This window comes from Planktothrix prolifica NIVA-CYA 540 (assembly GCF_963864145.1).
Taxonomy (GTDB): Bacteria; Cyanobacteriota; Cyanobacteriia; order Cyanobacteriales; family Microcoleaceae; genus Planktothrix; species Planktothrix agardhii.
In genome coordinates this window covers 4,221,815-4,244,696 of record NZ_CAWLTW010000001.1, presented here as the reverse complement: position 1 = coordinate 4,244,696, position 22,882 = coordinate 4,221,815, and the positions used below count along the sequence as shown (strand labels likewise).

Sequence of the window (22,882 nt, the reverse complement as noted above, 5' to 3'; positions counted from 1 at the left end):
AATCTTTAAACGGGTATCCTTGAAAATATCCAGGGATACCTCGATTCTTTTCCCAACCATTGTTTTTTAATTCAAAAAATGCCACACTATTAATACTTCTAAGACTACACCCAGTCTGAGGCAATTGTAATGAGCGATATCACTCCCCCAAAAGCTGTTCCCAGTAATCCTTCCTCTCCATCCATTCTATTTCTGAATCGCTGTGTTGAGCAGGTGTTTACCGGAATTTTAGATCCCAATACGGAGATATTCCAAAGCAATGCTACGCTTTTGGGAGACTCCTATGCTGAATTTAAAGTCATTCTTCAGCAAGTTCGACAAAATAACTATCAGCAATTATTACCCACCTTAATCGCTGGATTACAATTTATTTTAGGTCGAGAAGCCTACGAGAATCATGACTTAGAAGCGACTCTTTACCATTATCGTCGCAGTTTAGAATATTGGCCACCAGCTTTAGCCAAAGGCAATTTAGAGATGCTTTCTATGGCTAACCGAGAAACTATTCTACCCAATCAATTTATCGAACAAATGGGGGGAGTTTTATTCCATTTGGGGTTATGTTTTCTTACCCTGGGTCAGTCCGATAATCAAGCAAAAAATACTCAAAATTTGCAAGAGGCTAGGAACTATTTTGAGAAAAGCTTAGAAATTTTTGAGAAAGTCAATCGCCCTGATTTAATGTCTAAATTTATTGGGGAATTAACCACAGTTTTAAGACAATTAGAGGAATGGGACGGACTGCAAAAAGCAGCCAAAAAAGCTATTGAATTACACATTTCCTATGGTTCAGAAATCCAGTTAGCCAAGGATTATGGTTTTTTGGCTGAAGCCGCTTTACATGAATCTAAATGGGCGCACGCCAATCAATTAGCGGAGTTAGCTTTAGCTATTCAAGGTCAATCCGCCTACAGTGACCCGATGAGTACCACCGCCAGTTCTAATAATTCCTATCTTTATTTACTCACGGAATCCAAACAGGAATTACAACAGTGGGAAACAACGGTTAATAAACTCGAAGAAGCCTTAAAAAGAACCAGTCTTGAAGATGACCCCAAAGGTTATCTCAGAATTTTGACAGCGTTACACAAACTTTATTTTGATCAAGATTTATATATTCAAGCCTCCCGTTTAAAAGAAGAAAAAATTAAAATAGAATATCAGTATGGGTTACGCGCCTTTATCGGAGTTCGTACCTTACAAGCCCAATCTAAACCCAATGAAGAACAACAATCTATTGCTGTAGAAATTGAAAATTCCGACCGTTTAAAGGACGTTCAAGCCCTATTTGAACGGATTCAAGACCCGGAATATAAACTGATTATTCTGCATGGGGATTCTGGGGTGGGTAAAAGTTCATTACTGAATGCAGGAATTATACCCAAGCTGTTAGAAGAACGTTCAGGTAATTCTAAAGTTGCTACACCAATTTTACTCAGAATTTATACCGACTGGTTACGAGAACCTAACCCGAAAACCTGGAACTTGAATTCCGTTGTCAATTTACTCAAACGCAATGATCAAAATCAAATTCCAACGGTCTTGATTTTTGACCAATTTGAAGAATTTTTTGTGGTGTGTAAACAGTTAGAACAACGATTACCCTTTTATGAATTTTTAAAAGAAAGTTTGAGTTTGAATTCAATTAAAATTTTACTCTCATTAAGAGATGATGCTTTACATTATTTGTTAGAATGCGATCGCCAAACTAATTTAGAGGATGTTATTCAGGCTGAAATCCTCTCAAAAAAAGTGCTTTATGGTTTGGAAAACTTTACTTTAAATCAAGCAAAAACTTTAATTCAAAATCAAATTGAACGAGCTCAGTTCACGATGGAACCTGATTTAATGAATCAATTAATTCAGGATTTAACTGTTAATATTGATCAAATTAGACCAATTGAATTGCAACTGATTGGAACCCAATTGCAATCTAATGATATTCAAACCCTAGAACAATACAGAAAACTTGGAGAACATCCCAGACAAAAAATATTAGAGCAGTTTTTGGATGAAATCATTCGAGATTGTAGTGCCAAAAATGAACGAATAGTAATTAAAATTCTCAATGTTCTAACCAGTGAACAAGAACGTCGTCCCCTGAAAACCAGCAAAGAACTCGCCGAAGAATTAAACACAGAATTTAGTAAAATTGAACCCCTATTAGCAGTCTTAGTAGAGGAAGGATTAATTCTACACCTCCCGGATATCCCCGATGATCGATATCAACTTACCCATGATTATTTAGTCGCTTTGATTCGTGAACAAAAAGGAGAACGATTAATTGCTAAATTAGAACTAGAACGAGATCAAGCTCAACGCAAAATTATTGAGGAGAAACCCAATAGTTTTGTCAACCGGGCGATCGCTTCTGTGTTTCGTTGGATTAATGCTGATTAGTATGGACAATAAACCTCAAACAGAACAGGAAAAAATGCTGGCGGGAGAATTATATCTCGGCAACGATCCAGAGTTAGTTTTAGGACGGAAACGTGCTTCCAAACTGACTCGTTTATATAATAGTACCACAGAAGATGAGTTAGAAACTCGTCAATTAATTCTCTTGGAATTATTCGATAAAATCGGAAATAATCTGTTCATCACTCCCCCATTTTATTGTGATTATGGCTGTTATATTAAACTGGGGAATAATGTTTACATGAACTTTAATTGTATTATCTTAGACTGCAATTATGTTGAAATTGGGGATAATGTTTTATTAGCGCCTAACGTTCAAATTTATGCCGCCTATCATCCAATTGATCCCGAATTACGCCTAACCGGAAAAGAATTAGCAGCACCAATTAAAATAGGTGATAATGTTTGGATTGGTGGCGGTGCAATTATCTGTCCAGGGGTAGAAATTGGTGATAATACCACCATTGGCGCAGGTAGCGTAGTGGTTGATAATATTCCTTCAGGAGTTCTAGCAGCCGGGAATCCTTGTCGGGTAATTCGGAATTTATAGGGAACAGGGAAGATCCCCCCCAAACCCCCCGTGCACGGGGGGCTAGGGGGGGAGGGAACAGGGAATAGGGGGAAAGAGTTTATCCCTCGAGTCCTTGGATTAATCGGCTAATTTCTGGATAGGTTCCCAGTGTTGAATGTCCTGTAACAACGCCTCATATCCAGCAACATTGGGGTGTAAACCATCAGAACATAACCGAGATTTCCACCAATGTTCCCCTCGATCTGTCCAAATTTCTAATAAATCTAAATAGGGAATATTGCGATCTAAACAGGCGAGACGAGTGGCATCTTTGTAGCGAAATTGATCGGCTAAAGTATAATATAAACAGCCCTGAAAGGGCATTTTACTTTCATCAACTGGAACCATTCCCACAAACACAACCTGACACATTTTTTCAGCTTGATCTAATAAATGATTTAGGGTAGTTTCAAAATGATCAAATTCCGTGTAATTGCGACCTTGAAACGATTGTACCCGCGCCGAATCATTTAATCCCACAGAAAAAATACTCACATCCGGTAAACGGTTGCGTAATTCTCCCCGATGGCGCAATTCTTGGTCAAGGCGATCGCAAACTTGAATCACCCGATTTCCCCGTACCCCCAAATTGTAGAGAATCGGGCCAACGCTCTCCGGTGACATCCATTGACGCCGCAGTCGTTCCACCCAGCCGCCCCCTTCAGGATCACCAAATCCATAGACGAGACTATCTCCTAACACCACGACTTTCAGAGGCTGACGTTGGGGCACAATGGACAAATTAGCTAGGGTGGGATTGATCGCTGCTTGCATTTTGCTGGAAAATCCTGATGGATGGACAGTTTACCCGGTCAGAATCGCAATTGGTTTCTACAGGGGGTTTATAAAAGTTAACATCTCAAGGGGCTTTTCACTAGATTCCCTACCTAATATTTCGCAAATTTTTGCACTGATTGACCATAAGTTACTTGCAACTGGTATGCTCAATGTGAGTTCTGTCTTCTGACAGCCCATCGGCTTTACGACAGCACCGGGAGCATCTTCGCTCTATGACTTCAACCGAAAGATAACTAGCCGTGGAATCTTGGCTAAAAGCTGTTTGGATGTCCCAGGGGAATATTCCCTGCTATATATAAACTGAAACTGATTTGCAGGAGGCAACTTGCTAAATGCAAGGCTCTTTAAACGAAATTGATATTCGTAGTATTTTACAACTGATTGAGCTTGGCCAGAGGACAGGGGAACTCATGGTAGAAGCTTACAGTTCATCCCAGACGACGATGGAAATGGAACGCCATCCCATTCGTCTCACGGGACAGTGTTGGCTGGTTTTTTCTTGGAATGGTCGAATTATCTATGCCGGCCAAAGCGAAGGCAGTCTCCAGAGATTACGGGATTATTTACGGCGCTATCAAGCTGAAACCGTCCTTTCGGAGTTGGAAATTCCTTCGATCACATCGGTCAATGCACCGGAATACGGATATTTATGGGCGTTGTTAGAAAATCAAGTGATTACCCCAGAAATTGCCCGTAATATTATTCATTGTATGGTTCAAGAAACCCTATTTGATTTGCTAAGTTTACATCAAGGTGCTTTTATTTTTGAAATGGGATCGGGATTAGCCCCCCAGTTAACCACCCTAGAAATTAGTCCCTTATTAGCCAATATTTTCAAACAAGTTCAAGAATGGAAAAAATTCCATCCCCATATTACTTCCCCAAACCAATGTCCCTTGATTACCGATCAGTCAAAATTACAAAAAACAGTCCGACCTAAAGTGTTTGAAAGCCTGAATCATTGGGCGGATGGTCAAACCTCAATTCGTCAAATATCCCGTTACTTACACCGAGATATTGTCACGGTGGCAAAGGCTATTTATCCCTTTGTACAACAGGGACTTGTACAATTGTTGGCTCTCCATCCTGAAAACGTTTTTAACGAGCCAGAACCTTTTACTGATAGGACTAGAACTCCGAGAATTGTTTGTATTGATGATGATCTAGTAATTCGAGAAAGCGTTGAAATTATTTTAAGAGAACAAGGCTATGAAGCCACAGCAATTGGCAACCCTTTAAAAGCATTGAGTTTAGTTTTTCAGCTTAAACCCGATTTAATTCTTTGTGATATTGCCATGCCCGAATTAAATGGGTATGAAATCTGTGCCATGTTAAGAAATTCTACCGCTTTCCGTCAAACTCCGATTGTTATGTTAACAGGAATTGATGGATTTATTGATCGACTCAAAGCTCGTATGGTCAGGGCGACAAATTACTTAACTAAACCCTTTGGAGATGCCGAATTATTAACATTAGTCGAAACCTATATTGGGCCAGGAAAAACAATAGATGCTTCTATTAATACAGATTTAGAAGATGAATTTATGACAGAGTTAGAAACCCTTTGACCTAATATCACCCGGCTGATGGACTCCCCGCTCTCAAGAGACGGGGCTATCAAGCTCCCGTACTATTCACGTATAATCGAAATAGAATCACATCTTTTGAGATACTTAGGTTTTCTTACACTCTACGATTAATTTGTAATGCAGCATAAACCTCGTTCCACTTGGACTCAAACCGCCAACCTGACTACAGGTAATTTGGGAGTTTCTAATGGAGAAGAAAAATGAATACAGTTATGGTTGTCGAAGATAGTGTCACTCAACGGGAGATGATTTGTGGTCTTCTCAAGGAAAATGGGTTACAAGTCAGTATCGCCACCGACGGTGTGGAAGCACTTGAAGAAGTGCAAAAAAAACCCCCCCGATTTAATGGTGCTAGATATTGTTATGCCCAGGATGAACGGCTATGAACTCTGTCGTCGCCTAAAATCCGATCCCAAAACCCGAGATATTGCCATTGTCATGTGTTCTTCTAAGGGGGAAGAATTTGACCGCTATTGGGGGATGAAACAGGGGGCAGATGCTTATATTGCTAAACCCTTTCAACCCAGTGAACTCATCGGAACCGTTAAACAGTTACTTAGATAATAGGTGAAAAATAACCATGGTTGGGAATTCTGATTTTTTAACCGGGCAAGGAACAGACAGTCCAGAATTTCAAGAACTGGCAACCCCCGAAGGCGAACCCCATCTTCGCTTTTTCGTCCCTTCACGGAATGAATTTGCCATTCCCGCCATCGGGATTCGGGAGGTACTCTTTCAATCGCCAGATCGGATGACCCCGATTCCTAATGTTTCCCCCCTGTTGCTGGGAACCTTCAATCTCAGGGGTCGAGTGATTTGGGTCGCTGATTTAGGGCAATTTTTAGGGGATGCAACCCCCTTAAATACGGATCGAACAGAGATCCATGTTATTGCCGTTGAAGATCAAGACATTATATTAGGATTAGCTGTTGATGAAGTCAATGACATGGCATGGCTTGACCCTGATAAAATGCAAATGCCCACCCAAGTCAGTGATAGTATGACTCCTTTTATCAAAGGAGAGTGGCAAGTTGGAACTGAAGGCAGCGTCCTGCGACTTTTAGACCAAATTGCAATTCTGCGATCGGCTCGTTGGGCAACGTGACCAGCTATCAATCGGGTTTATCCCATAACCATTGAGGAAACCGACTATCAATTGATTATAAAACTGTTTAAGCTAAAGCTTTTAACCTGGGAAACCCAAAAACTCCACCAGAGGTTTTGTCATCCTAATGTTAAATCTCCAATCCTCACTCACCCAGCCCAGGGTAGGGATTATTAGAAAATCTACTACAGACCGGATTACATCCTTATAATCCGTGTTTCTACATCGAAATCTTAACTATTAAGCACGAGCAAAACTAAACTTGAAAGTCAAAAGGGGAATCGCTCATGGCAACAAGCACAGACTTCCTACAAGAGTATCAGCAAACCGAGGAAGCATACTGTCAAGGGAATTATGAACAAGCGGCGGCGCTGGTTTATCAACTGGTAGAAGATTATCCAGAAGATCCATCTGCCCGTCTTCTCTGTGGTCATATCTATGGCTACGGGTTGCAACAGTATGATGTCGCCCGTGAGCAGTATGTCGCCGTCATCAACTTAACCCATGACTCCGAATTACTCGAACAAGCCCATCAAGCCTTAGCCGATACTGACCAATACTTAATAGAATCTCCTCCGGGTAGTTTCGAGGATAGCCTTGATTCCCCAGAAATTTTTAATGCCTTGGTAAACGAAGAAATCGAGGGCGAGGAAATGGATTTAACCCAGGATTTAGATTGGCTCTCAGAAGAAACCAATGGTTCATCCAATGGCACATCCTCCATACCTAATTTAGATTTGGAATCCGCCGATACTCATGGACTGAATGGGTCATCCACCGAAGAAACCCTGATGGATTTTAATGATTTGCAGGATGATAACTTTGATTTCCAAGACTTAGACGATGCTGACTTGGATTTATCCACTTCTGATCTGGATGCTTCCATCGGTTTGGGGTTCAATAATTTAGAGGATGAACCCGATTATGTAAAATCCAATGGTAGTCAATCTCCCCTAAGTTTCACCGAAGATAATCCTTTTGCTTCGGGGGGCGACTTAGAGGAAGGCACAGAAATTTTAAACCCCCTAGACCCGGAAAATTCTTTCACTGAATTAGAAGCCGATCCGTTTACACTGGAAGAAGATGAATCCCTGTCGGTGCCAAACTTTGCCACCGATGAATCTAGCACCAGTGATATTGAACAGTTAAGTGGGGATTTATTCTCTCCCGAGGATGAGTTAGATTGGCTCGATTCCCCAACCGAAAACCCCGAAGACGAATCGGATTCAGTCCACTCACCGGAAACTCTGAATGGGTCATCCCCGGATTATTTATCTCAACCGACTCAATTCCTCGAATTCGATAGCTTCGATGACGATGAATTGGGGGGCTTAAACAATCCAGAGGCCTATGAATCTCATCCGGCAGATCAAAGAGAACTCAACGGTGCTAATCATGAGTCCTCTAGCCCATCCCGTGCCGTGGGTACAGCTTCCTCAAGTTTTGAGGCAGAACTTGATGATATTTTTGCCCCTTTAGAAGATGCAGCCGATTCAGATGGATCGTTGTCACCAGATGAACACCCACCCCAAAATGGTTTCGTCTCGGTCAAGGAAACTCCACCCTTTCAGGAAGATGAATTTGACCCTGATTTAGATTCAGCTTTTAGTTTTTCAGATGAACTCTTCGTTAATGATGCCGATGATTCTGTTTCTCTACCCCCGAACACTCCTAATATGAAGGCTAACTATAAGGTTTTGGATGCTGAAGAAAGCAACGAAGAAGAAACACTATTAACCAATAATAATGCGGTCAATGATTCCTACTTGTCCGATCCCGACGACTCTGGCCCCTCAAGGAGTGTGAATGGTGCTTTCAGTTCTAATTATGCTGATGCGGAAGAAGATGAAGAACCAGATGATCTGGTTTTTGATTCGGCAGATATTCCCAATAGTTTTGATCTCGATCCCGATGAAGATACCTTTGGAAATTCCTTTGATGTCACGGTTGAGGCCAATGATACCAATGGCCGTTCCCAAAATGGCAAGGTGGTGGCTCAGACCCCCAATGATTTCTTAGAGGATTTTGAAGAATTTGATGATATTGGGGATTTTGGCATCACCGACAGTGGAGATAATGACCTGTACGTTGATTCAGATTTCAGCAGCGTAGATAGTAAATTTGGTAATACCACCAACAATAGCACCCTCGATAGTGATAGTTCAGCGATTCAGGATGATGAGATTTTTAATACTGCCTACGCTGCATCGGCTGTAACCACCCTAAGCCCGGATTTGGGGGAAGGGATAGATACGATGGTCACCACAGAGCAGGGGGTATTCTCTTTCTTGGAAAATGCTTCCTTGAAACGTAAACCCTTATATATGGCACTGGGGACGGGACTGGCTACCCTGGTTTTAGTGGCAACGGCTACCAATATTTCGACTCGTACCGCCTCCTTAAATAATAAGTCCGAAGTCGTAGACTATCTACGAGGTACAGGATGGCTGTTGACCGCCGTAGCTGGGGGAACCAGTTTTCTGGCGACCTGGGGATTGGGTCGGATCAGCGCCCAACAAATTGCTAAGGCTACAGATGATTTACAAGCTCAATTTGATGCGATTAGTAAGGGGAACTTAGATGCCCGCGCCACGGTTTTTGCTGAGGATGACTTTGGCAAAATGTCCTCTAAATTTAACCATGCAGCCCAATTTATTCAAAGTATTACCCGAGAAGCCCAACGCAAAGCTAAGGAACAAGAAGACGCTAGAGATGATTTACACCGTCAGGTGATTCGGCTTTTGGATGACGTGGAAGGGGCAGCCCGGGGAGATTTAACTGTAACCGCAGAAGTGACGGCAAACGTTTTGGGAGCGGTGGCGGACTCCTTTAACTTAACCATTCAAAACCTGCGGGAAATTGTGGTACAGGTGAAACAAGCCGCCCGTCAGGTCAGTAAGGGAGCTACCGATAGTGCTACCTTTGCCAAGGATGTCGCCGGGGATGCTTTCCGTCAGGCGGAGGAACTCGCTGCTACCCTCAACTCAGTACAGGTACTGACCGATGCCATTCAACGGGTGGCTGAAAGTGCTCGGGAAGCCGAAGAAGTGGCTCGGTCGGCGGCAGCCTTGGCCACTAAAGGCGGGGAAGCGGTACAAATGACCGTGGCGGGGATTCTGAAAATTCGGGAAACCGTAGCAGAAACTAGCCGAGAAGTCAAGCGTTTGGGGGAATCTTCTCAGGAAATTTCTAAAATTGTCGGGCTTATTTCTCAAATTGCCTCCCGAACTAACTTACTGGCTTTAAACGCTAGTATTGAGGCAGCTAGGGCAGGAGAAGCGGGTAAGGGATTTGCGATTGTTGCGGATGAAGTCCGACAGTTGGCAGATAAGTCGGCTAAATCCTTAAAGGATATCGAACAAATCGTGATGCAAATTCAAAGCCAAACCAATACGGTGATGATGGCGATGTCCCAAGGTCATCAACAGGTGATTGAGGGGACTCGCCTCGCGGAACAAGCTAAACGAGCACTCGATGACATTATTCAAGTGACCAACCGGATTGATGTTCTCGTCCGTTCGATTACGGCGGATACCGTTGAACAGAATGAAACTGCCCGCGCCGTCGCCCAGGTGATGCGAGCGGTGGAACATAGTGCCCAAGAAACTTCCACTGAAGCCCAAAAGGTATCCAGTGCCTTAACTAAACTCGTGGGTGTGGCACGAGACTTGCTGACATCGGTAGAACGCTTCCGTGTCGATTCCTCGGAGAAAGCTTAGGGAGCAGGGGAAGCGGTTTTGATAACTAATGACTAATAACTAACTGATGACTGATGACTGATAACTGATTACTGATTACTGATATGCAACTCGAACAGCAACAACGGATTATGGGCTATTTTATTGAGGAGGCGAAAGACCACCTCAATACGATTGAACAGGGATTGCTCAATCTGCAAGCGACGATTGAAGATCCAGAATTGCTCAATGAAGTTTTCCGAGCGGCTCACTCGGTCAAGGGTGGGGCGGCGATGTTGGGACTTAATAGCATTCAACAAACGGCTCACCGTTTAGAAGATAGTTTTAAAATTCTTAAAGAAAACCGTCTTCCGACTCAATTTATTGATCAACAATTAGAATCATTATTTTTACAGGTTTTTGATACATTACAAGCCTTAATTGATCAGTTATCAGGGCCTTATGGCTTAACGGAAGAAGCAGCCAGTGCTATTTTGAAGGATGTCGAGCCTGTTTTTGAAGCCTTAAATTACCATATTAAAGTAGTTCAACAACAGGGGACAAAGCGATCATCTGAAGTGGAAATTGTAACCACGTCCTCTGTATCTAATCGCCCCATTTCTACTCCTGTTATATCTAAAGAATCTCCTAGTAGTGCGAAGGATTTGGTATTTCGTAGTGATATTCCCGAACGTCTGCGGGAAATGTTGCAACAGTTCAAACAGTCAGAAACCCAAAAAACTCGTCAAGGGTTAATCGAAACCTGTCGGAGTTTAGCTCGGGCTGGGGAACTCTTTGAGTTGCCCAATTGGGTTAAGTTTATCGAGATCCTAGAAAAAGTGATTGCCAATCCTGATAATCACTATCGGAGTCTAGCACCGATAGTGATTAAATCAATTAAAGAAGCCCAAGAACTGGTTTTAGTGAATCGAGAGGGAGAAATTGTTGTAACAGAAGGAATTACAAAACTTTTGCCTAAGACGGTTATCTCTGCAAAAACAGATAAAAAAACTAAATCGTCGCCTCCATCCACGTCCGCCTCTAAAACATTTCCAAGTCAATCTAAACCCCCTAAAACTACGACGGAGACAGCCACAAAACCGGGTCAATCGAAACCGGAGAATGGTAAGAAGAAACCCCCTAAATCCGCAACACCGAATAACTCTTTCTCCGATGTGAACTGGTCAGATTCAGCAACAAACCCTAGTAATACCCCACCCCGTTTACAGAATGGCCCAGAAATTACTACCGAAGAATATAACAGTCTCAGAGACTTATTTGAAGGTTTAGATCAATGGGAAAATGAGGTGAATGAAGAAGTCCCCACGTCAACGTCCCCATCCTTGGCAACCGAAACAGAATCAATGTCAGGGGACTTTTTTGATTTGTTGGGAGACGAAAAACCTGAGTTCAATCAGCCAGAAACGTCGAGCCATATACCCCAAATTCAACCCGGGAAAACCCAACAAAATCCAGGTTTAGTGACTTCTGGAGCCGATGATGATCTGGCAAGTTTCTTTGATCACCTTAGTGATGGGGACTCCGCCATCTCAGAAACGGGAACCACAACCAAGCCGACATCGGTAGAAACCAAACAGCATGACCTTGTAGATGGTTTTGGGGATTTATTCGATGAGTTGTTAATTAATCCCCAAGAGGGGATGCCATCTGCCCGTTCTGCCGACCTTTCCCCGACTCAAATTACGGAGTTATTGGAAGATGCAGAAAATTTAGATGATCTATTCGATCAGTTTGACCCCCAAATTCAAACCAGTCAGGAAAGCGACAGCAGCACATCGGGTCAGATCAATGCCCAGGAAGATTGGTTTGAAGAACTTTTACAAGGGGAACTCGAAGAAGCCCCAGATATGGTCTGGGATCAGCCAAGTACCCCTGAACTCCCCAAAACGTCCCCAAAATTAGAACCAGTAGCCACGGTGCAGACCACCCTAGAACTGCCGGAGGATGATTTTGCCAGTTTGGATGCCTTACTCAATTTAGGAGGGGTAGAGAGTCAACCAACGGCTGCTGAAACGACGGTTGCAGATGAGGATTTCTTGGATTTAGATCAACTGCTCCATACCCCTGTGGCTGAACCCCTAACACCTAATCCTCCTAAAAATATTAAGTCTCAGACCGCCCGCAAAGCCGTAAATACAGAATCACAACTTTCGGAGGAGGATTCCGAATTTAATGATTTAATCCGATTAATTGAAGATGCTCCTCCTCGATCTCGTTCCACAACTCCTCCTAGGGGGACGTTTGCCAAACCCATTACTGAACAAATTGTTAAGGTTCCGGTCAAACAACTTGATGGTCTTAGTAACTTGATGGGGGAACTGGTAGTTAACCGGAATAGTTTGGAACAAGACCAAGAACGGATGCGACAGTTTTTAGATAACTTGCTGCATCAGGTTTCTTTGTTAGGAGATGTGGGTCAACGGATGCAGGATTTCTATGAGCGATCGCTCTTGGAAATTTCCTTACTGTCCCATCGTCGCAAACCCTTCTGGTTTTCTGACAGTGCCTCGATTCATGATGATGATCCCAATAATGATTTGGACTCAACAGAACTGGATCGGTTTACGCCCTTCCATACCCTGTCCCAAGAGATTATTGAGTTAATTGTGCGGGTACGGGAGTCGAGTGCAGATATTGGATTTTTAGTCGAAGAAGCCGACCAAGTAACTCGGGAGTTGCGACGGATTACAACAGCCTTGCAAGAAGGCCTAAATCGCGCCCGGATGGAACCCTTTGGCAGTGAGGCGGATGCCCTGAAACGTCCCGTGCGGGATATTTCAATTAAGTGTGGGAAACAGGCGGAGTTATTTGTTGAGGGTCGAGATACCTTAATTGACAAAATGTTACTGGGTAAACTCCATGACCCCTTAATTCATTTGGTTAATAATGCCATTACCCACGGGATTGAACCGGCGGATGTGCGGACGGCGGCGGGGAAATCTGCCGTGGGTCGGATCTCGATTCGGGTATTTCACCAAGGAAACCAAACGATTATTGCGATTTCCGATGATGGGGGCGGCATTGACGTGAATCGGGTTAAAGATAAAGCTATTCAGAAAGGCATCATTACCGCCGAGGATGCTGAAAGTATGAGTAACCCAGAAATTTATGATCTGTTATTCCTACCCAACTTTAGTACCAAGGATGTGGCGGATGAATTCGCGGGTCGAGGGGTGGGGATGGATGTGGTGCGAACCAGTTTAACCGATATTCGGGGCGTGATTACAACGGATTCTAACTTGGGACGCGGGACGACGTTCACGATTCGTTTACCCTTGAATATGAGTATTTCTCGGGCGTTGTGCTGTGTGAGCGATCGGGTTCGGATTGCTTTCCCGATGGACGGGGTAGAAGATATGATTGACGTTCCTCGGGAACAAATTCGCGTCGAGTCCGATGGAAGTAAGATGTTGGAATGGCGGGGTACAATTTTGCCCCTACGTCATTTGCGGGAACTGTTGACCTATCATCGTCATTTGGGTCGGGGGAATGTCTATGGTGCCAGCACTGAAGAAGACATGATTTCGGTGATTATCCTGCGGTCTTCTAATAGTTATTTGGCGGTACAGGTGGATCAAGTGTTGATTGAACAGGAAATCGTGATCAAACCCTTGGAAGGGCCAGTGCCAAAACCGATTGGGATTGCTGGGGCGACGGTGTTAGGGGATGGTCAAATTGTAGCGATCGCCGATGTCCTAGAACTGATTGATTTGGCCATGGGTCGGATTCGTCGGGATGCTTCGGGCAAAATTTGGCAAATGGGCAGTGCCACGGCTGAACCTGTGGTTCAGAAGTCGGAACCGACGGTATTAATTGTGGATGATTCGATTACGGTGCGATCGCTGCTCTCGCTTACTTTTGAAAAATCCGGTTATCGAGTCGAAGAAGCCCGGGATGGTAAGGAAGCTTGGGAAAAACTAAAATCGGGTTTACCCTGCGATATTGTCTTCTGCGATATTGAAATGCCCCGGATGGATGGGCTGGAGTTGTTATCTCGGATGCAAAAAGATCCGGCGCTAACGAATTTACCCATTGCGATGTTAACGTCTCGCGGTGCGGATCGTCACCGTCAAATGGCTTTTAATTTGGGAGCGAGAGGTTACTTTACGAAGCCTTATTTGGAGGAACAATTATTGGAAGCAGCCGGACGAATGTTACAGGGTGAAGTGGTGGGAAATACCGTCGTTGCTGCGGGGTAAAACCTTGTCACATGGGTAATAATTTATTACAAAATATTAAGCTGTATTGCAAAGCGTCACAACTACCGGGGGAAAAATGGTTTCCAGGTGGGCGTTTGTGATACCATCACTCATGAATAAAAAGACAAGATAGATTGGGAGAAGACCGTTGACACTACGGGTTGCTGTTGTTGGTTCTGGCCCTGCGGGTGCTTCCGCGGCCGAGACGCTAGTTAAAGCAGGTATTGAAACCTACCTGTTTGAACGCAAGCTGGATAACGCCAAACCCTGTGGTGGGGCGATCCCGCTTTGTATGGTCAGTGAGTTTGACTTACCGGCTTACGTCATTGATCGGCGGGTGAGAAAGATGAAAATGATCTCTCCCTCAAACCGTGAGGTTGATATCTTCATTCAAAAAGAAGACGAATATATTGGAATGTGCCGTCGGGAAATTCTCGATGGTTTTATGCGCGATCGCGCTGTCTCTCTGGGGGCGATTTTAATAAATGGTACTGTTCATCAATTAAAAATTCCTCAAACCAATTCCGCACCTTATGTGCTCCATTACCATGATCACAGCACGGCTGAGGGTGGCGTGGGTACACCGAAAACCCTAGAGGTGGATGTAGTCATTGGGGCGGATGGGGCTAACTCCCGCATTGCTAAAGCCATTGATGCTGGGGATTATAATTATGCGATCGCTTTCCAAGAGCGCATTCGGATTCCCGAAGATAAAATGGCCTATTACGAAGATCTGGCGGAAATGTACGTCGGTAACGATGTTTCCCCCGACTTCTACGCTTGGGTATTCCCCAAACATGATCACGTTGCTGTGGGCACTGGGACAATGAAACCCAACCAAGCCATGATCAAACAATTGCAAGCGGGAATTCGCGCCCGGGCTGCTCACCGGATTGAAGGCGGTAAGATTATTAAAGTCGAAGCTCACCCCATTCCCGAACATCCCCGTCCCCGTCGGGTTGTGGGACGAGTGGCTTTGGTGGGAGATGCCGCCGGGACAGTTACCAAGTCCTCTGGAGAAGGTATCTATTTCGCCGCTAAGTCAGGCCGGATGTGTGCGGAAACTATTGTGGAACGCAGTAATAGCGGTCAACGCATTCCAACGGAAGCGGATCTGAAGGACTATATTAGACTCTGGGATAAGAAATATGGGATTACTTATCTGGTGTTAGATATTCTGCAACGGGTCTTTTATCGGACGGATGCGACCCGTGAAGCCTTTGTGGAGATGTGTTCGGATAAGGATGTGCAGAAGTTAACTTTTGATAGCTATTTGTACAAAACCGTTGTTCCGGCTAACCCTTTAACACAGATGAAAATTACCGCCAAAACCCTAGCGAGTTTGTTACGCGGCAATGCGTTAGCACCCTAATTAGTTATCATTGATCATTGTAGAGACGTGCCATGGCACGTCTCTACTGATTATAAGGAGAAATTAAGTATGAGTCCAACAAATCCGTCTGAAAACCAACTAAATGCCACGGAGATTTTACAATTAGTACAACAGGAAAAAACAGCAACCTTGAGTCATTTAGTCTCAAGTGTTGTTCATGAAATTAATAATCCCTTGGGGTGTATTGCTGGAAATATTACTTATATTAAAGATTATGTTAAGGATTTATTGAATTTAATTGAATTATATCAAGAACATTATCCTAATCCGGTGGATGAAATTACCGATGAAATTGATTCTATTGATTTAGAATATTTAATCGAAGATGTGCCGAAATTGTTATCTGCCATGGAAAATGGCGCAGAACGGTTACATCAAATTAGTAATTCTTTACGGACATTTGGGCGGTTTGAGGGCGATCGCCAAGTCTTATTTAATATTCATGATGGCATTAATAGTGTGTTATTAATGTTAAAAAGTCGCTTCAAAGGCACTAAAATCAGGTCTCCGATTGAAGTTGTTAAAAATTATGGGAATATTCCTGAAATTAATTGTTATCCAGGGCATTTTAATCAAGCTATATCTTATTTAATTAATCATGGGATTAATTCCCTAGATAAAAAAGCAGAAGCTCACCCTTCCGATCCTGAATTTAAACCTACAATTACTATTAAAACCGACTTAAACCAAGATTCTGTACTTTTATCAATTCAAGATAATAGTTTAGGAATATCTGATGACGTTCAAAATGCAATTTTTGAGGATTTATTAATTACAAAACCTGTATTACAAGGCAGTGGAATTGGTTTATCGGTGAGTCGTCAAATTATTGAAGATCGGCATCAAGGCAAAATTCTCTGTCGGTCATTGGTGGGAACTGGAACAGAATTTATTATTGAACTTCCTCTGTCGTTATGAGTTAATAATAACAAAATTTTACGAGGACTTGAATTAGAAGGCTACCCTGGATGTAGTAAGACATTTATTGCTAGAGCGATCGCCAAAGAATGGCATATTCCTCAAATTAATTTTGAAATTTCTCGTTAAAACCAAAGAGAATAAATTATGCTCAAAATTACCTTAACCCCCGAACAAGAACAATTTTTACAAGCCCAACTCAAAACTGGAAAATACAATAACCCCCAAGAGGTAATTTCTAAAGCCTTTAAGCTGTTAGAAAAAGAAAATAAAACCGAATTACTTGCTAATATTCCAGCCAGCGCATCAGCTAAAAAGATCCTGACAGAAAAGATTAAAGAGTTTAGGGATAACCTAGAAAACACTCAAAACCAACCCCTAAACCCCGAACGAGAAAAATTGAGTCGAGAAGTAAAAGAGCTATTCGATAAAACTCAATCTATCCCTGGGATTGGAGATATAACCGAGGAGGAAATAGCCACAGAAATAGAAGCTTATAGGGGAGGAGAATGAAAATCATTGTTGATACCAACGTTTTAATCTCTGCTGTTTTAAAAGGGAAAAATGCCAGGGATGTCATTCAATTTATTATTGACCAATCCAACTTTGATTGGATAGTTTCTCAAGAAATTTTAGAAGAATATCGGGAGGTTCTAAAGCGACCTAAGTTTAAAATCCCAAATGAAACTAGAAATCAATGGCTTAATAAAATTGAAACGATTCCTCAATTAGTTGAAGTTAATGTGAAAATTAATTTTCCTAGAGATCCTAAAGATGCTAAGTTTTTGGCTTTAGCAAGAGCGAGTCAAGCCGATTTCTTAATAACTGGAGATAAGGACTTTGATGAGGTAAAAGAAATTGGGAAAACGGTGATTATTTCTGTGTATTACTTTAAGAATATATTTATTAATAAGGAAGTGAAAAATTAAGACAGTTTTGTGGGAAAAACTTTGGGTCAAACCCCGATCTTGAAATTATGTGAAATCTAATTAATCCGTTAAATCCGTGTTCGGAATTTGTGTAAGTTAATCTTAATTATATCATTTTTTTGATATTATCTAATCATAGATTGACAAAATTTTACGAGGACTTGAAAATGACTCAAATATTGCGCGTTGTTGCCCGTGTTGTGGCGTTACCGAATCAGGTAGAAGCGTTAAAAGCGGTATTACTAAGATTAGTTGAACCGACTCGCCAGGAAGCAGGTTGTTTACAATATGATTTATTACAAAATCAAGAAGATCCAACGGATTTTACCTTTGTAGAAACATGGGAAAGTTTAGAGCATTTACAAACCCATTTGGCGAGTGTTCATCTTCAAACTGCTTCAATTGCAATTAAGGATTTAGTTGCTAGTCCACCGGATATTCGGTGTTATGACCGGATTTTATAGGGTTTAATTGTTAAGATTAAAAATAGGATTTAAGTCTAAAATAAAACCCTTTAAAATATTTTCTCCCGATAATTGAGTAGGGTTTTGTAAGATTTCAATAGGTTGATTGATTCGATATATTTCTACTTTTTTTTGAATGGGATCAATTAGCCATCCTAATCCTACCCCATTTTGTTGATATTCTTTCATTTTATTTTGCAGCGTGGTTAAACTATCGGTTTTTGACCGTAATTCGATCACAAAATCTGGACAAATAGGGGGAAATTTTTCTCTTGCTTCTGGCGTTAATTGTTGCCATCTTTCTAGTTGTATCCATGACCCATCGGGAGAACGATTTGCGCCATTAGGGAGTTTAAAACAGGTAGAAGAATCAAAGGTAACTCCGGTTTTATCTTGTTGACTCCAGGTTTCTAACTGAAACAAAATAGAAACATTTCTTCGTCCTGTTTCTCCTCCCGTTGGTGGCATAATTATTAAAACTCCATCAGCAGTTTTTTCAAATTGTAAATCTCTATTTTCGCTACAAAGTTCAAAAAATTGTTCATCGGTTAAAGTATGAATAGAGGGTAAATTGAGAGTTAATATTTCCACCATAAAAGTTACCCTTTTGGGGACTATTAAAAGATGATTTAATTATAACTGTTTTTAGTGGAATTACCAATAGTATTATCAACAACTCCCCAAATTCCTGATAAAATTATCCAACTCAAGGTATTTACTCTAAAATCAAATAAACTGACATCAAAACAGTTAAACAAAATTAATCCTAAAAACGTGATTAAATAGCTATAATAAATTAATCGCTCTGAAGGATTAGTTAAGCTATTTTTTAAGAATAAAAATCCTTGACTTAAAATCCAACCTATTATTCCCATAAAAAATAGTGCTGTGGGGATTCCAATTTCAGCAAACATCATTAAAAATAAATTATGGGGATGACCTAACCAAACGTTCATTTTAGCTTCATATAAGGGCGTAAAATTTCTTAATCCCCATCCGGTTAACGGTCGAGTTTGGGCTAAATTCAAGGCAAATTTCCATTGGGTAATTCTTAGAGTTTCTACCGGACGCACAAAATTTTCATCGGTAATTCTTTGCCAAAAATAAGCGGGGATAATCATTCTTAACCCGTCTTTAATCGGAGAAGGTGCAAAAGCTGACCCGAAAACGGCCGTTACTCCCGTAGTCACTAATAAGATTAACCACCACCATCCTAAATATAAAGCATAAGCTAAACTTGATAATACTGCTAATCCCCAAGCATTACGAGAATTAGTTAAAATTAAGTCAATTGCTGTTAATAATAGTGTGATAATTAATAGTATAATTTTCTGATTTTTATTCAGAATAAAAATATCATATTTCTCGGCTTTGTTTTGCCATTCTTCAATTAATAATCCTAGGGTTAATGTGAAAATAATTATTAAATATGCTGCGAAAATATTAGCATACATAAATACCGATGACATTCGACCCACCGGGTTACCATTTAGTTGTAAACTCCAACCTAAAATTCCCTGTAAAATATCAATTCCCGACCAGCTTAAATATTGTTGTCCGAGTCCCAAAATTATCACGGGAATAGCACCAAATATCATTAACCATGATAACTGTCGCAATTGACTAGGGGTTTGGATAATTTCACTTAACCCCGCAAACATAATAAAATAGGGAATAAAATTAAATAAACCCAGAAAAGACTCCAGGGAATTATTCGCTAAAATAGAAATAATAACTAATAAAATACTTAAAATAGCTAACCCTTTATTAACGGGATTTTTCCGAATTGATTGAAATTGACGTTGATAACTGAGAATCATTCCCAAAAAAATAGAAATGCTGCCAAATATTGGTAAAATAGGTAATAAAAATACCCCCCATTGTAAACAATTCCAAGGTAATTGTAACCGTCGTTCTGGGTGGGGTAAAAGTATTGATTGCATGGGTTAAAATCAGTCAAAAAACCTTAAATCAGTATTAAGAATAAGCCCAATCGGAACGGGTTAAACGAATTTGTGCTAAAGTAAATATGGTGGGAATAATCCTGGCATAATTGGTAGAAATTGCTCGCCATCCTAAGTCAGCAACTAACCACGTCCATAATAACGGCCCCAGGAAAGAAAATACACTGCGAGTTACGCCATATTTTGTCGCAGTAACGGCCATTCCTCGGTTTGCTGTTTGAATAGCAACATAATTTTGAAATTGAGTTGCTGCGGTTGCGCCTCCTGTGATTAAGGCTTCTTTTGCTACTTGATATTTAGCAAAATGTAAAGCAAATTGACTGGCTATTTGTCCTAAAATTATCGGTCGGATAACAGAATTAACTGCTACCAAACTTCCAGCTTTAAATAACCATCCTAACGGATCTTTTTGGGCAGAAATTGGTAAGGGTTGTAAAGGTTTTGTTTCGGTTAATGCTTTTTGAACTTTTTGGGTGAGGTTGGTTTGTTCTGACTGGGGTAAACGTTTCCAAGCTTGACCTAAAAGATGTAAAAAAACTTCCGCTTCTAAATCAGCCGTTGACAGGTTTTTTGCATAGGGAATTTTCAAATAACGACAAACTTGAATTAACGCTTGGCGGTAAGTCACCTGTTGAGTTTTTCCCCGTAAAACCGTTACCCCATCGGCGGCGAGATAGCGAAAACGCTGTTCTAAGGCGTCTAACCAGGCTTCCCGGTCTTGACTTTGAACGTCGATGGGGGTGGGAGTTTGTACATAGTCTAAAGGGTTCAAACCCCGACTAAACAAGAGTTTTGTTAACTGTTCTAACTCATCTTCTGTTGCCAGTTCTAATCCAGATCTAAGTTCGTCCAATGTTGATATCCTCCTCAATTGGGAGTTTTTCCGTTTCCTATTTTACTACTATTTGGGAAAATCTCTTATCCCTGATCAGTAAATCCTGTTTTATGAACAATTGATCATTAAATCCCCTGAAATTCATTATTATTCTTTTTGCTCAACGGGTTTAACTGTTACATTTAATTGTAAACCCATTGCATTAAGCCAGGAAATAAATGTATAAATTTCTTCAGCTTGACTTTGAGATAACATCTGATCTAGCTTTTTATAAAGTTGATGAGCTTCTTCGGTTAACTGATGATTTTGTAAATACGCATCAACAATATCTTTAAATGCAGCTTGAAGTAATTCGGGTTCAGGTTGATTATCTTCAATCTCTAAGATTACTTCTAAATAGCCCGCAGCACTAATGGGATCTTTGAGAGAAGAAATCAAATATTCATGATAGTTTTTACTTGTGGCAACTTTCAGTTTGTTCATAATTTCTCCAGTATTTCTTGGCTTTTTTAATATCTTCTTTTTGAGAATTTTTATCACCCCCACAGAGAAGTAATACAACAGTTAAACCAATTTGTCCAAAATAAATGCGATAACCCGATCCATAATCAATCCTAAATTCATATACTCCTTCTCCTACTGAGCGATAATCTCCTAAATTTCCAAGTTCAACTCGCCTTAGTCGTTTCTTAATTAGAGATACTCCTCTAATATCCTGAAAAGCATCTAGCCATTCTTCAAAGGGACTTGTTCCATCCGGTTTTAAATAGGTTTTTACTTGCTTAGGTTGAACTTCCATAATTTTAACACAACCCATCAGATTACAACTTTCATTCATTTAGAATATCAGGAATTAGCAATATACACTTATAATCTAAGAAACTAAAGTTCAACAATACCAATGAATTCAATCATATTTGATGTCGCCGTTATTGGTGCTGGAGTTTCGGGTTTAACCTGCGCTCAACAATTACAAAAAGCCGGATATAAGGTTATAGTTTTAGATAAATCAAGGGGTGTGGGAGGACGGATGGCGACTCGACGAGTATCAGGAACTCGCGCAGATCATGGGGTGCGTTATTTGGAACCGAAGGGGGAACTATTACAACAGTTAATTCAAGATTTACAAACTCAGGAAGTCTTAGAAAATAAATTACAAGTTTGGACAAATACCCTCTATGAGTTTAAACAAAATCAACTCCAACCTCAAACTATTTCTCAACCCTATTATATTATGCCTTCTGGCATGAATACCGTCGGAAAAATTATGGCTGAGGGCTTAAATATTCAGTTGAATAGTCGAGTTGAATCTGTGACAATTACAGGGGAAAATCATTGGCAATGTCATATAGAATTAACTGATAAAAACAATCCAGAATTGCCTGAAATAGTAACGGCAAAATCTCTTGTTATCGCTATTCCTGCCCCCCAAGCCTTGATGTTATTAGAATCGTCTGATATTGAGTTTGAATCTATTTTTTTAAATCAGATAAAATCAGTTGAGTATGATCCTTGTATTACGGTAATGGCAGGTTATTCTAAAGAACATAATCCAGATATTCTAAATTGGAAAGCGGTGAATTTCTCCGATGATTCCATATTAGCTTGGGTGGGAATAGATAGCAGTAAACGCTTGCATCCTACCCAGCCTGTTTTTGTAATTCAAAGTAATAGTATTTTTGCTCAACAATATTTAGAAACAACTGATTTAAACGCCGTCGGGAAAAAATTAATTGATCAAGCTGCAAATACTTTATTACTCTGGTTAGATACCCCTGAATGGATACAAATTCATCGCTGGCGTTATGCCTTTTGTCGAACACCTTTAAGCGTTTCTTATTTAACCAATACAACTCAATTACCCCTAGTTTTTGCGGGGGACTGGTGTGGCGGAAATCAAATTGAAGGAGCGTTAAAATCGGGAATAGATGCCGCCAATTGGTTACAAAATCAACCTATTTAAAGGGAACAGGGAACAGGCTGCGTCGTGAGCTTGTCGAA

At 41.1% G+C, this 22,882-nt stretch carries 19 protein-coding genes and 1 pseudogene; 14 read left to right on the top strand and 6 right to left on the bottom strand.

Translation table 11 applies throughout. The features are described from left to right. Positions 1 to 129: 129 nt before the first annotated feature. Together AC559H_RS18690 and AC559H_RS18685 are read left to right on the top strand one after the other, a co-directional pair. On the top strand, positions 130 to 2,400 hold the full coding sequence (locus AC559H_RS18690; RefSeq protein WP_026795302.1) for an nSTAND1 domain-containing NTPase: 2,271 nt from the start codon (positions 130 to 132) through the stop codon (positions 2,398 to 2,400). Between the two features lies 1 nt (position 2,401). After that, positions 2,402 to 2,968 (top strand): sugar O-acetyltransferase, encoded by a 567-nt coding sequence (locus tag AC559H_RS18685; RefSeq protein ID WP_026795303.1) that lies wholly within the window; start codon positions 2,402 to 2,404, stop codon positions 2,966 to 2,968. Positions 2,969 to 3,067: 99 nt separating this feature from the next. Here AC559H_RS18685 and AC559H_RS18680 read toward each other — a convergent pair whose 3' ends face one another. Then, positions 3,068 to 3,763, bottom strand: a complete 696-nt coding sequence (locus AC559H_RS18680) for a GDSL-type esterase/lipase family protein (RefSeq protein ID WP_026795304.1) — start codon at positions 3,761 to 3,763, stop codon at positions 3,068 to 3,070. Positions 3,764 to 4,119: 356 nt separating this feature from the next. On the opposite strand from AC559H_RS18680, the gene AC559H_RS18675 reads away from it, so the two are divergent. The 11 genes and pseudogenes from AC559H_RS18675 (at position 4,120) to AC559H_RS18625 (ending at position 18,082) form a co-directional block, all read left to right on the top strand. Further along, positions 4,120 to 5,355, top strand: a complete 1,236-nt coding sequence (locus tag AC559H_RS18675; protein WP_026795305.1) for a response regulator — start codon at positions 4,120 to 4,122, stop codon at positions 5,353 to 5,355. A 221-nt stretch (positions 5,356 to 5,576) separates the two neighbouring features. Next, a pseudogene (locus AC559H_RS18670) lies at positions 5,577 to 5,940 on the top strand (response regulator transcription factor). Between the two features lie 16 nt (positions 5,941 to 5,956). Beyond that, the gene (locus tag AC559H_RS18665; protein ID WP_026788064.1) at positions 5,957 to 6,481 is read left to right on the top strand and encodes a chemotaxis protein CheW; all 525 of its coding nucleotides are present in this window, start codon (positions 5,957 to 5,959) and stop codon (positions 6,479 to 6,481) included. A gap of 287 nt (positions 6,482 to 6,768) precedes the next feature. Next, positions 6,769 to 10,200 (top strand): methyl-accepting chemotaxis protein, encoded by a 3,432-nt coding sequence (locus AC559H_RS18660; protein ID WP_026795307.1) that lies wholly within the window; start codon positions 6,769 to 6,771, stop codon positions 10,198 to 10,200. Between the two features lie 83 nt (positions 10,201 to 10,283). Continuing rightward, entirely contained in the window at positions 10,284 to 14,378 is a 4,095-nt protein-coding gene (locus tag AC559H_RS18655; protein WP_026795308.1) for a hybrid sensor histidine kinase/response regulator, read from the top strand. A 148-nt stretch (positions 14,379 to 14,526) separates the two neighbouring features. Beyond that, the gene (chlP, locus tag AC559H_RS18650; RefSeq protein ID WP_026788067.1) at positions 14,527 to 15,750 is read left to right on the top strand and encodes a geranylgeranyl reductase; all 1,224 of its coding nucleotides are present in this window, start codon (positions 14,527 to 14,529) and stop codon (positions 15,748 to 15,750) included. 69 nt (positions 15,751 to 15,819) lie between these two features. After that, positions 15,820 to 16,689 (top strand): sensor histidine kinase, encoded by an 870-nt coding sequence (locus tag AC559H_RS18645; protein ID WP_051319453.1) that lies wholly within the window; start codon positions 15,820 to 15,822, stop codon positions 16,687 to 16,689. A 15-nt stretch (positions 16,690 to 16,704) separates the two neighbouring features. Further along, positions 16,705 to 16,818 carry an AAA family ATPase gene (locus AC559H_RS18640; RefSeq protein ID WP_141293158.1) on the top strand — a complete coding sequence of 38 codons (114 nt, stop codon included), beginning with the start codon at positions 16,705 to 16,707 and terminating at the stop codon, positions 16,816 to 16,818. 18 nt (positions 16,819 to 16,836) lie between these two features. Then, on the top strand, positions 16,837 to 17,202 hold the full coding sequence (locus tag AC559H_RS18635; protein ID WP_026788068.1) for a ribbon-helix-helix domain-containing protein: 366 nt from the start codon (positions 16,837 to 16,839) through the stop codon (positions 17,200 to 17,202). After that, positions 17,199 to 17,618 (top strand): putative toxin-antitoxin system toxin component, PIN family, encoded by a 420-nt coding sequence (locus tag AC559H_RS18630; RefSeq protein WP_026788069.1) that lies wholly within the window; start codon positions 17,199 to 17,201, stop codon positions 17,616 to 17,618. Before AC559H_RS18635 ends, AC559H_RS18630 begins: the two co-directional genes overlap by 4 nt. A gap of 167 nt (positions 17,619 to 17,785) precedes the next feature. Further along, on the top strand, positions 17,786 to 18,082 hold the full coding sequence (locus AC559H_RS18625) for a putative quinol monooxygenase (RefSeq protein WP_026788070.1): 297 nt from the start codon (positions 17,786 to 17,788) through the stop codon (positions 18,080 to 18,082). Between the two features lie 3 nt (positions 18,083 to 18,085). On the opposite strand, the gene AC559H_RS18620 is transcribed toward AC559H_RS18625, so the two are convergent. The 5 genes from AC559H_RS18620 to AC559H_RS18600 all read right to left on the bottom strand — a co-directional run bounded on the left by AC559H_RS18620 (position 18,086) and on the right by AC559H_RS18600 (position 21,680). Further along, positions 18,086 to 18,676 (bottom strand): Uma2 family endonuclease, encoded by a 591-nt coding sequence (locus tag AC559H_RS18620; RefSeq protein WP_026788071.1) that lies wholly within the window; start codon positions 18,674 to 18,676, stop codon positions 18,086 to 18,088. Positions 18,677 to 18,711: 35 nt separating this feature from the next. Further along, on the bottom strand, positions 18,712 to 20,025 hold the full coding sequence (locus tag AC559H_RS18615) for an O-antigen ligase family protein (protein WP_026795309.1): 1,314 nt from the start codon (positions 20,023 to 20,025) through the stop codon (positions 18,712 to 18,714). Positions 20,026 to 20,059: 34 nt separating this feature from the next. Further along, positions 20,060 to 20,899, bottom strand: a complete 840-nt coding sequence (locus tag AC559H_RS18610; protein ID WP_026795310.1) for a YaaW family protein — start codon at positions 20,897 to 20,899, stop codon at positions 20,060 to 20,062. Between the two features lie 129 nt (positions 20,900 to 21,028). Next, positions 21,029 to 21,364, bottom strand: coding sequence for a helix-turn-helix domain-containing transcriptional regulator (locus AC559H_RS18605; RefSeq protein ID WP_026795311.1), 336 nt, complete (start codon positions 21,362 to 21,364; stop codon positions 21,029 to 21,031). Further along, entirely contained in the window at positions 21,336 to 21,680 is a 345-nt protein-coding gene (locus AC559H_RS18600; RefSeq protein WP_026795312.1) for a type II toxin-antitoxin system RelE/ParE family toxin, read from the bottom strand. The genes AC559H_RS18605 and AC559H_RS18600 overlap by 29 nt, the downstream gene beginning before the upstream one ends. Before the next feature lie 102 nt (positions 21,681 to 21,782). Between AC559H_RS18600 and AC559H_RS18595 the strand changes: the two genes are divergently transcribed. Beyond that, on the top strand, positions 21,783 to 22,844 hold the full coding sequence (locus tag AC559H_RS18595; RefSeq protein WP_036831187.1) for an NAD(P)/FAD-dependent oxidoreductase: 1,062 nt from the start codon (positions 21,783 to 21,785) through the stop codon (positions 22,842 to 22,844). The last annotated feature ends 38 nt before the right edge of the window (positions 22,845 to 22,882 follow it).

Bases quoted from the DNA above. Each gene is read 5' to 3' on its own strand.
- AC559H_RS18665 (WP_026788064.1), top strand. From the start codon at position 5,957: ATGGTTGGGAATTCTGATTTTTTAACCGGGCAAGGAACAGACAGTCCA.
- AC559H_RS18600 (WP_026795312.1), bottom strand. From the start codon at position 21,680: ATGGAAGTTCAACCTAAGCAAGTAAAAACCTATTTAAAACCGGATGGA.
- AC559H_RS18620 (WP_026788071.1), bottom strand. From the start codon at position 18,676: ATGGTGGAAATATTAACTCTCAATTTACCCTCTATTCATACTTTAACC.
- AC559H_RS18660 (WP_026795307.1), top strand. From the start codon at position 6,769: ATGGCAACAAGCACAGACTTCCTACAAGAGTATCAGCAAACCGAGGAA.
- AC559H_RS18680 (WP_026795304.1), bottom strand. From the start codon at position 3,763: ATGCAAGCAGCGATCAATCCCACCCTAGCTAATTTGTCCATTGTGCCC.
- AC559H_RS18595 (WP_036831187.1), top strand. From the start codon at position 21,783: ATGAATTCAATCATATTTGATGTCGCCGTTATTGGTGCTGGAGTTTCG.
- AC559H_RS18615 (WP_026795309.1), bottom strand. From the start codon at position 20,025: ATGCAATCAATACTTTTACCCCACCCAGAACGACGGTTACAATTACCT.
- AC559H_RS18685 (WP_026795303.1), top strand. From the start codon at position 2,402: ATGGACAATAAACCTCAAACAGAACAGGAAAAAATGCTGGCGGGAGAA.
- AC559H_RS18675 (WP_026795305.1), top strand. From the start codon at position 4,120: ATGCAAGGCTCTTTAAACGAAATTGATATTCGTAGTATTTTACAACTG.
- AC559H_RS18625 (WP_026788070.1), top strand. From the start codon at position 17,786: ATGACTCAAATATTGCGCGTTGTTGCCCGTGTTGTGGCGTTACCGAAT.
- AC559H_RS18630 (WP_026788069.1), top strand. From the start codon at position 17,199: ATGAAAATCATTGTTGATACCAACGTTTTAATCTCTGCTGTTTTAAAA.
- AC559H_RS18605 (WP_026795311.1), bottom strand. From the start codon at position 21,364: ATGAACAAACTGAAAGTTGCCACAAGTAAAAACTATCATGAATATTTG.
- AC559H_RS18655 (WP_026795308.1), top strand. From the start codon at position 10,284: ATGCAACTCGAACAGCAACAACGGATTATGGGCTATTTTATTGAGGAG.
- AC559H_RS18645 (WP_051319453.1), top strand. From the start codon at position 15,820: ATGAGTCCAACAAATCCGTCTGAAAACCAACTAAATGCCACGGAGATT.
- AC559H_RS18635 (WP_026788068.1), top strand. From the start codon at position 16,837: ATGCTCAAAATTACCTTAACCCCCGAACAAGAACAATTTTTACAAGCC.
- AC559H_RS18690 (WP_026795302.1), top strand. From the start codon at position 130: ATGAGCGATATCACTCCCCCAAAAGCTGTTCCCAGTAATCCTTCCTCT.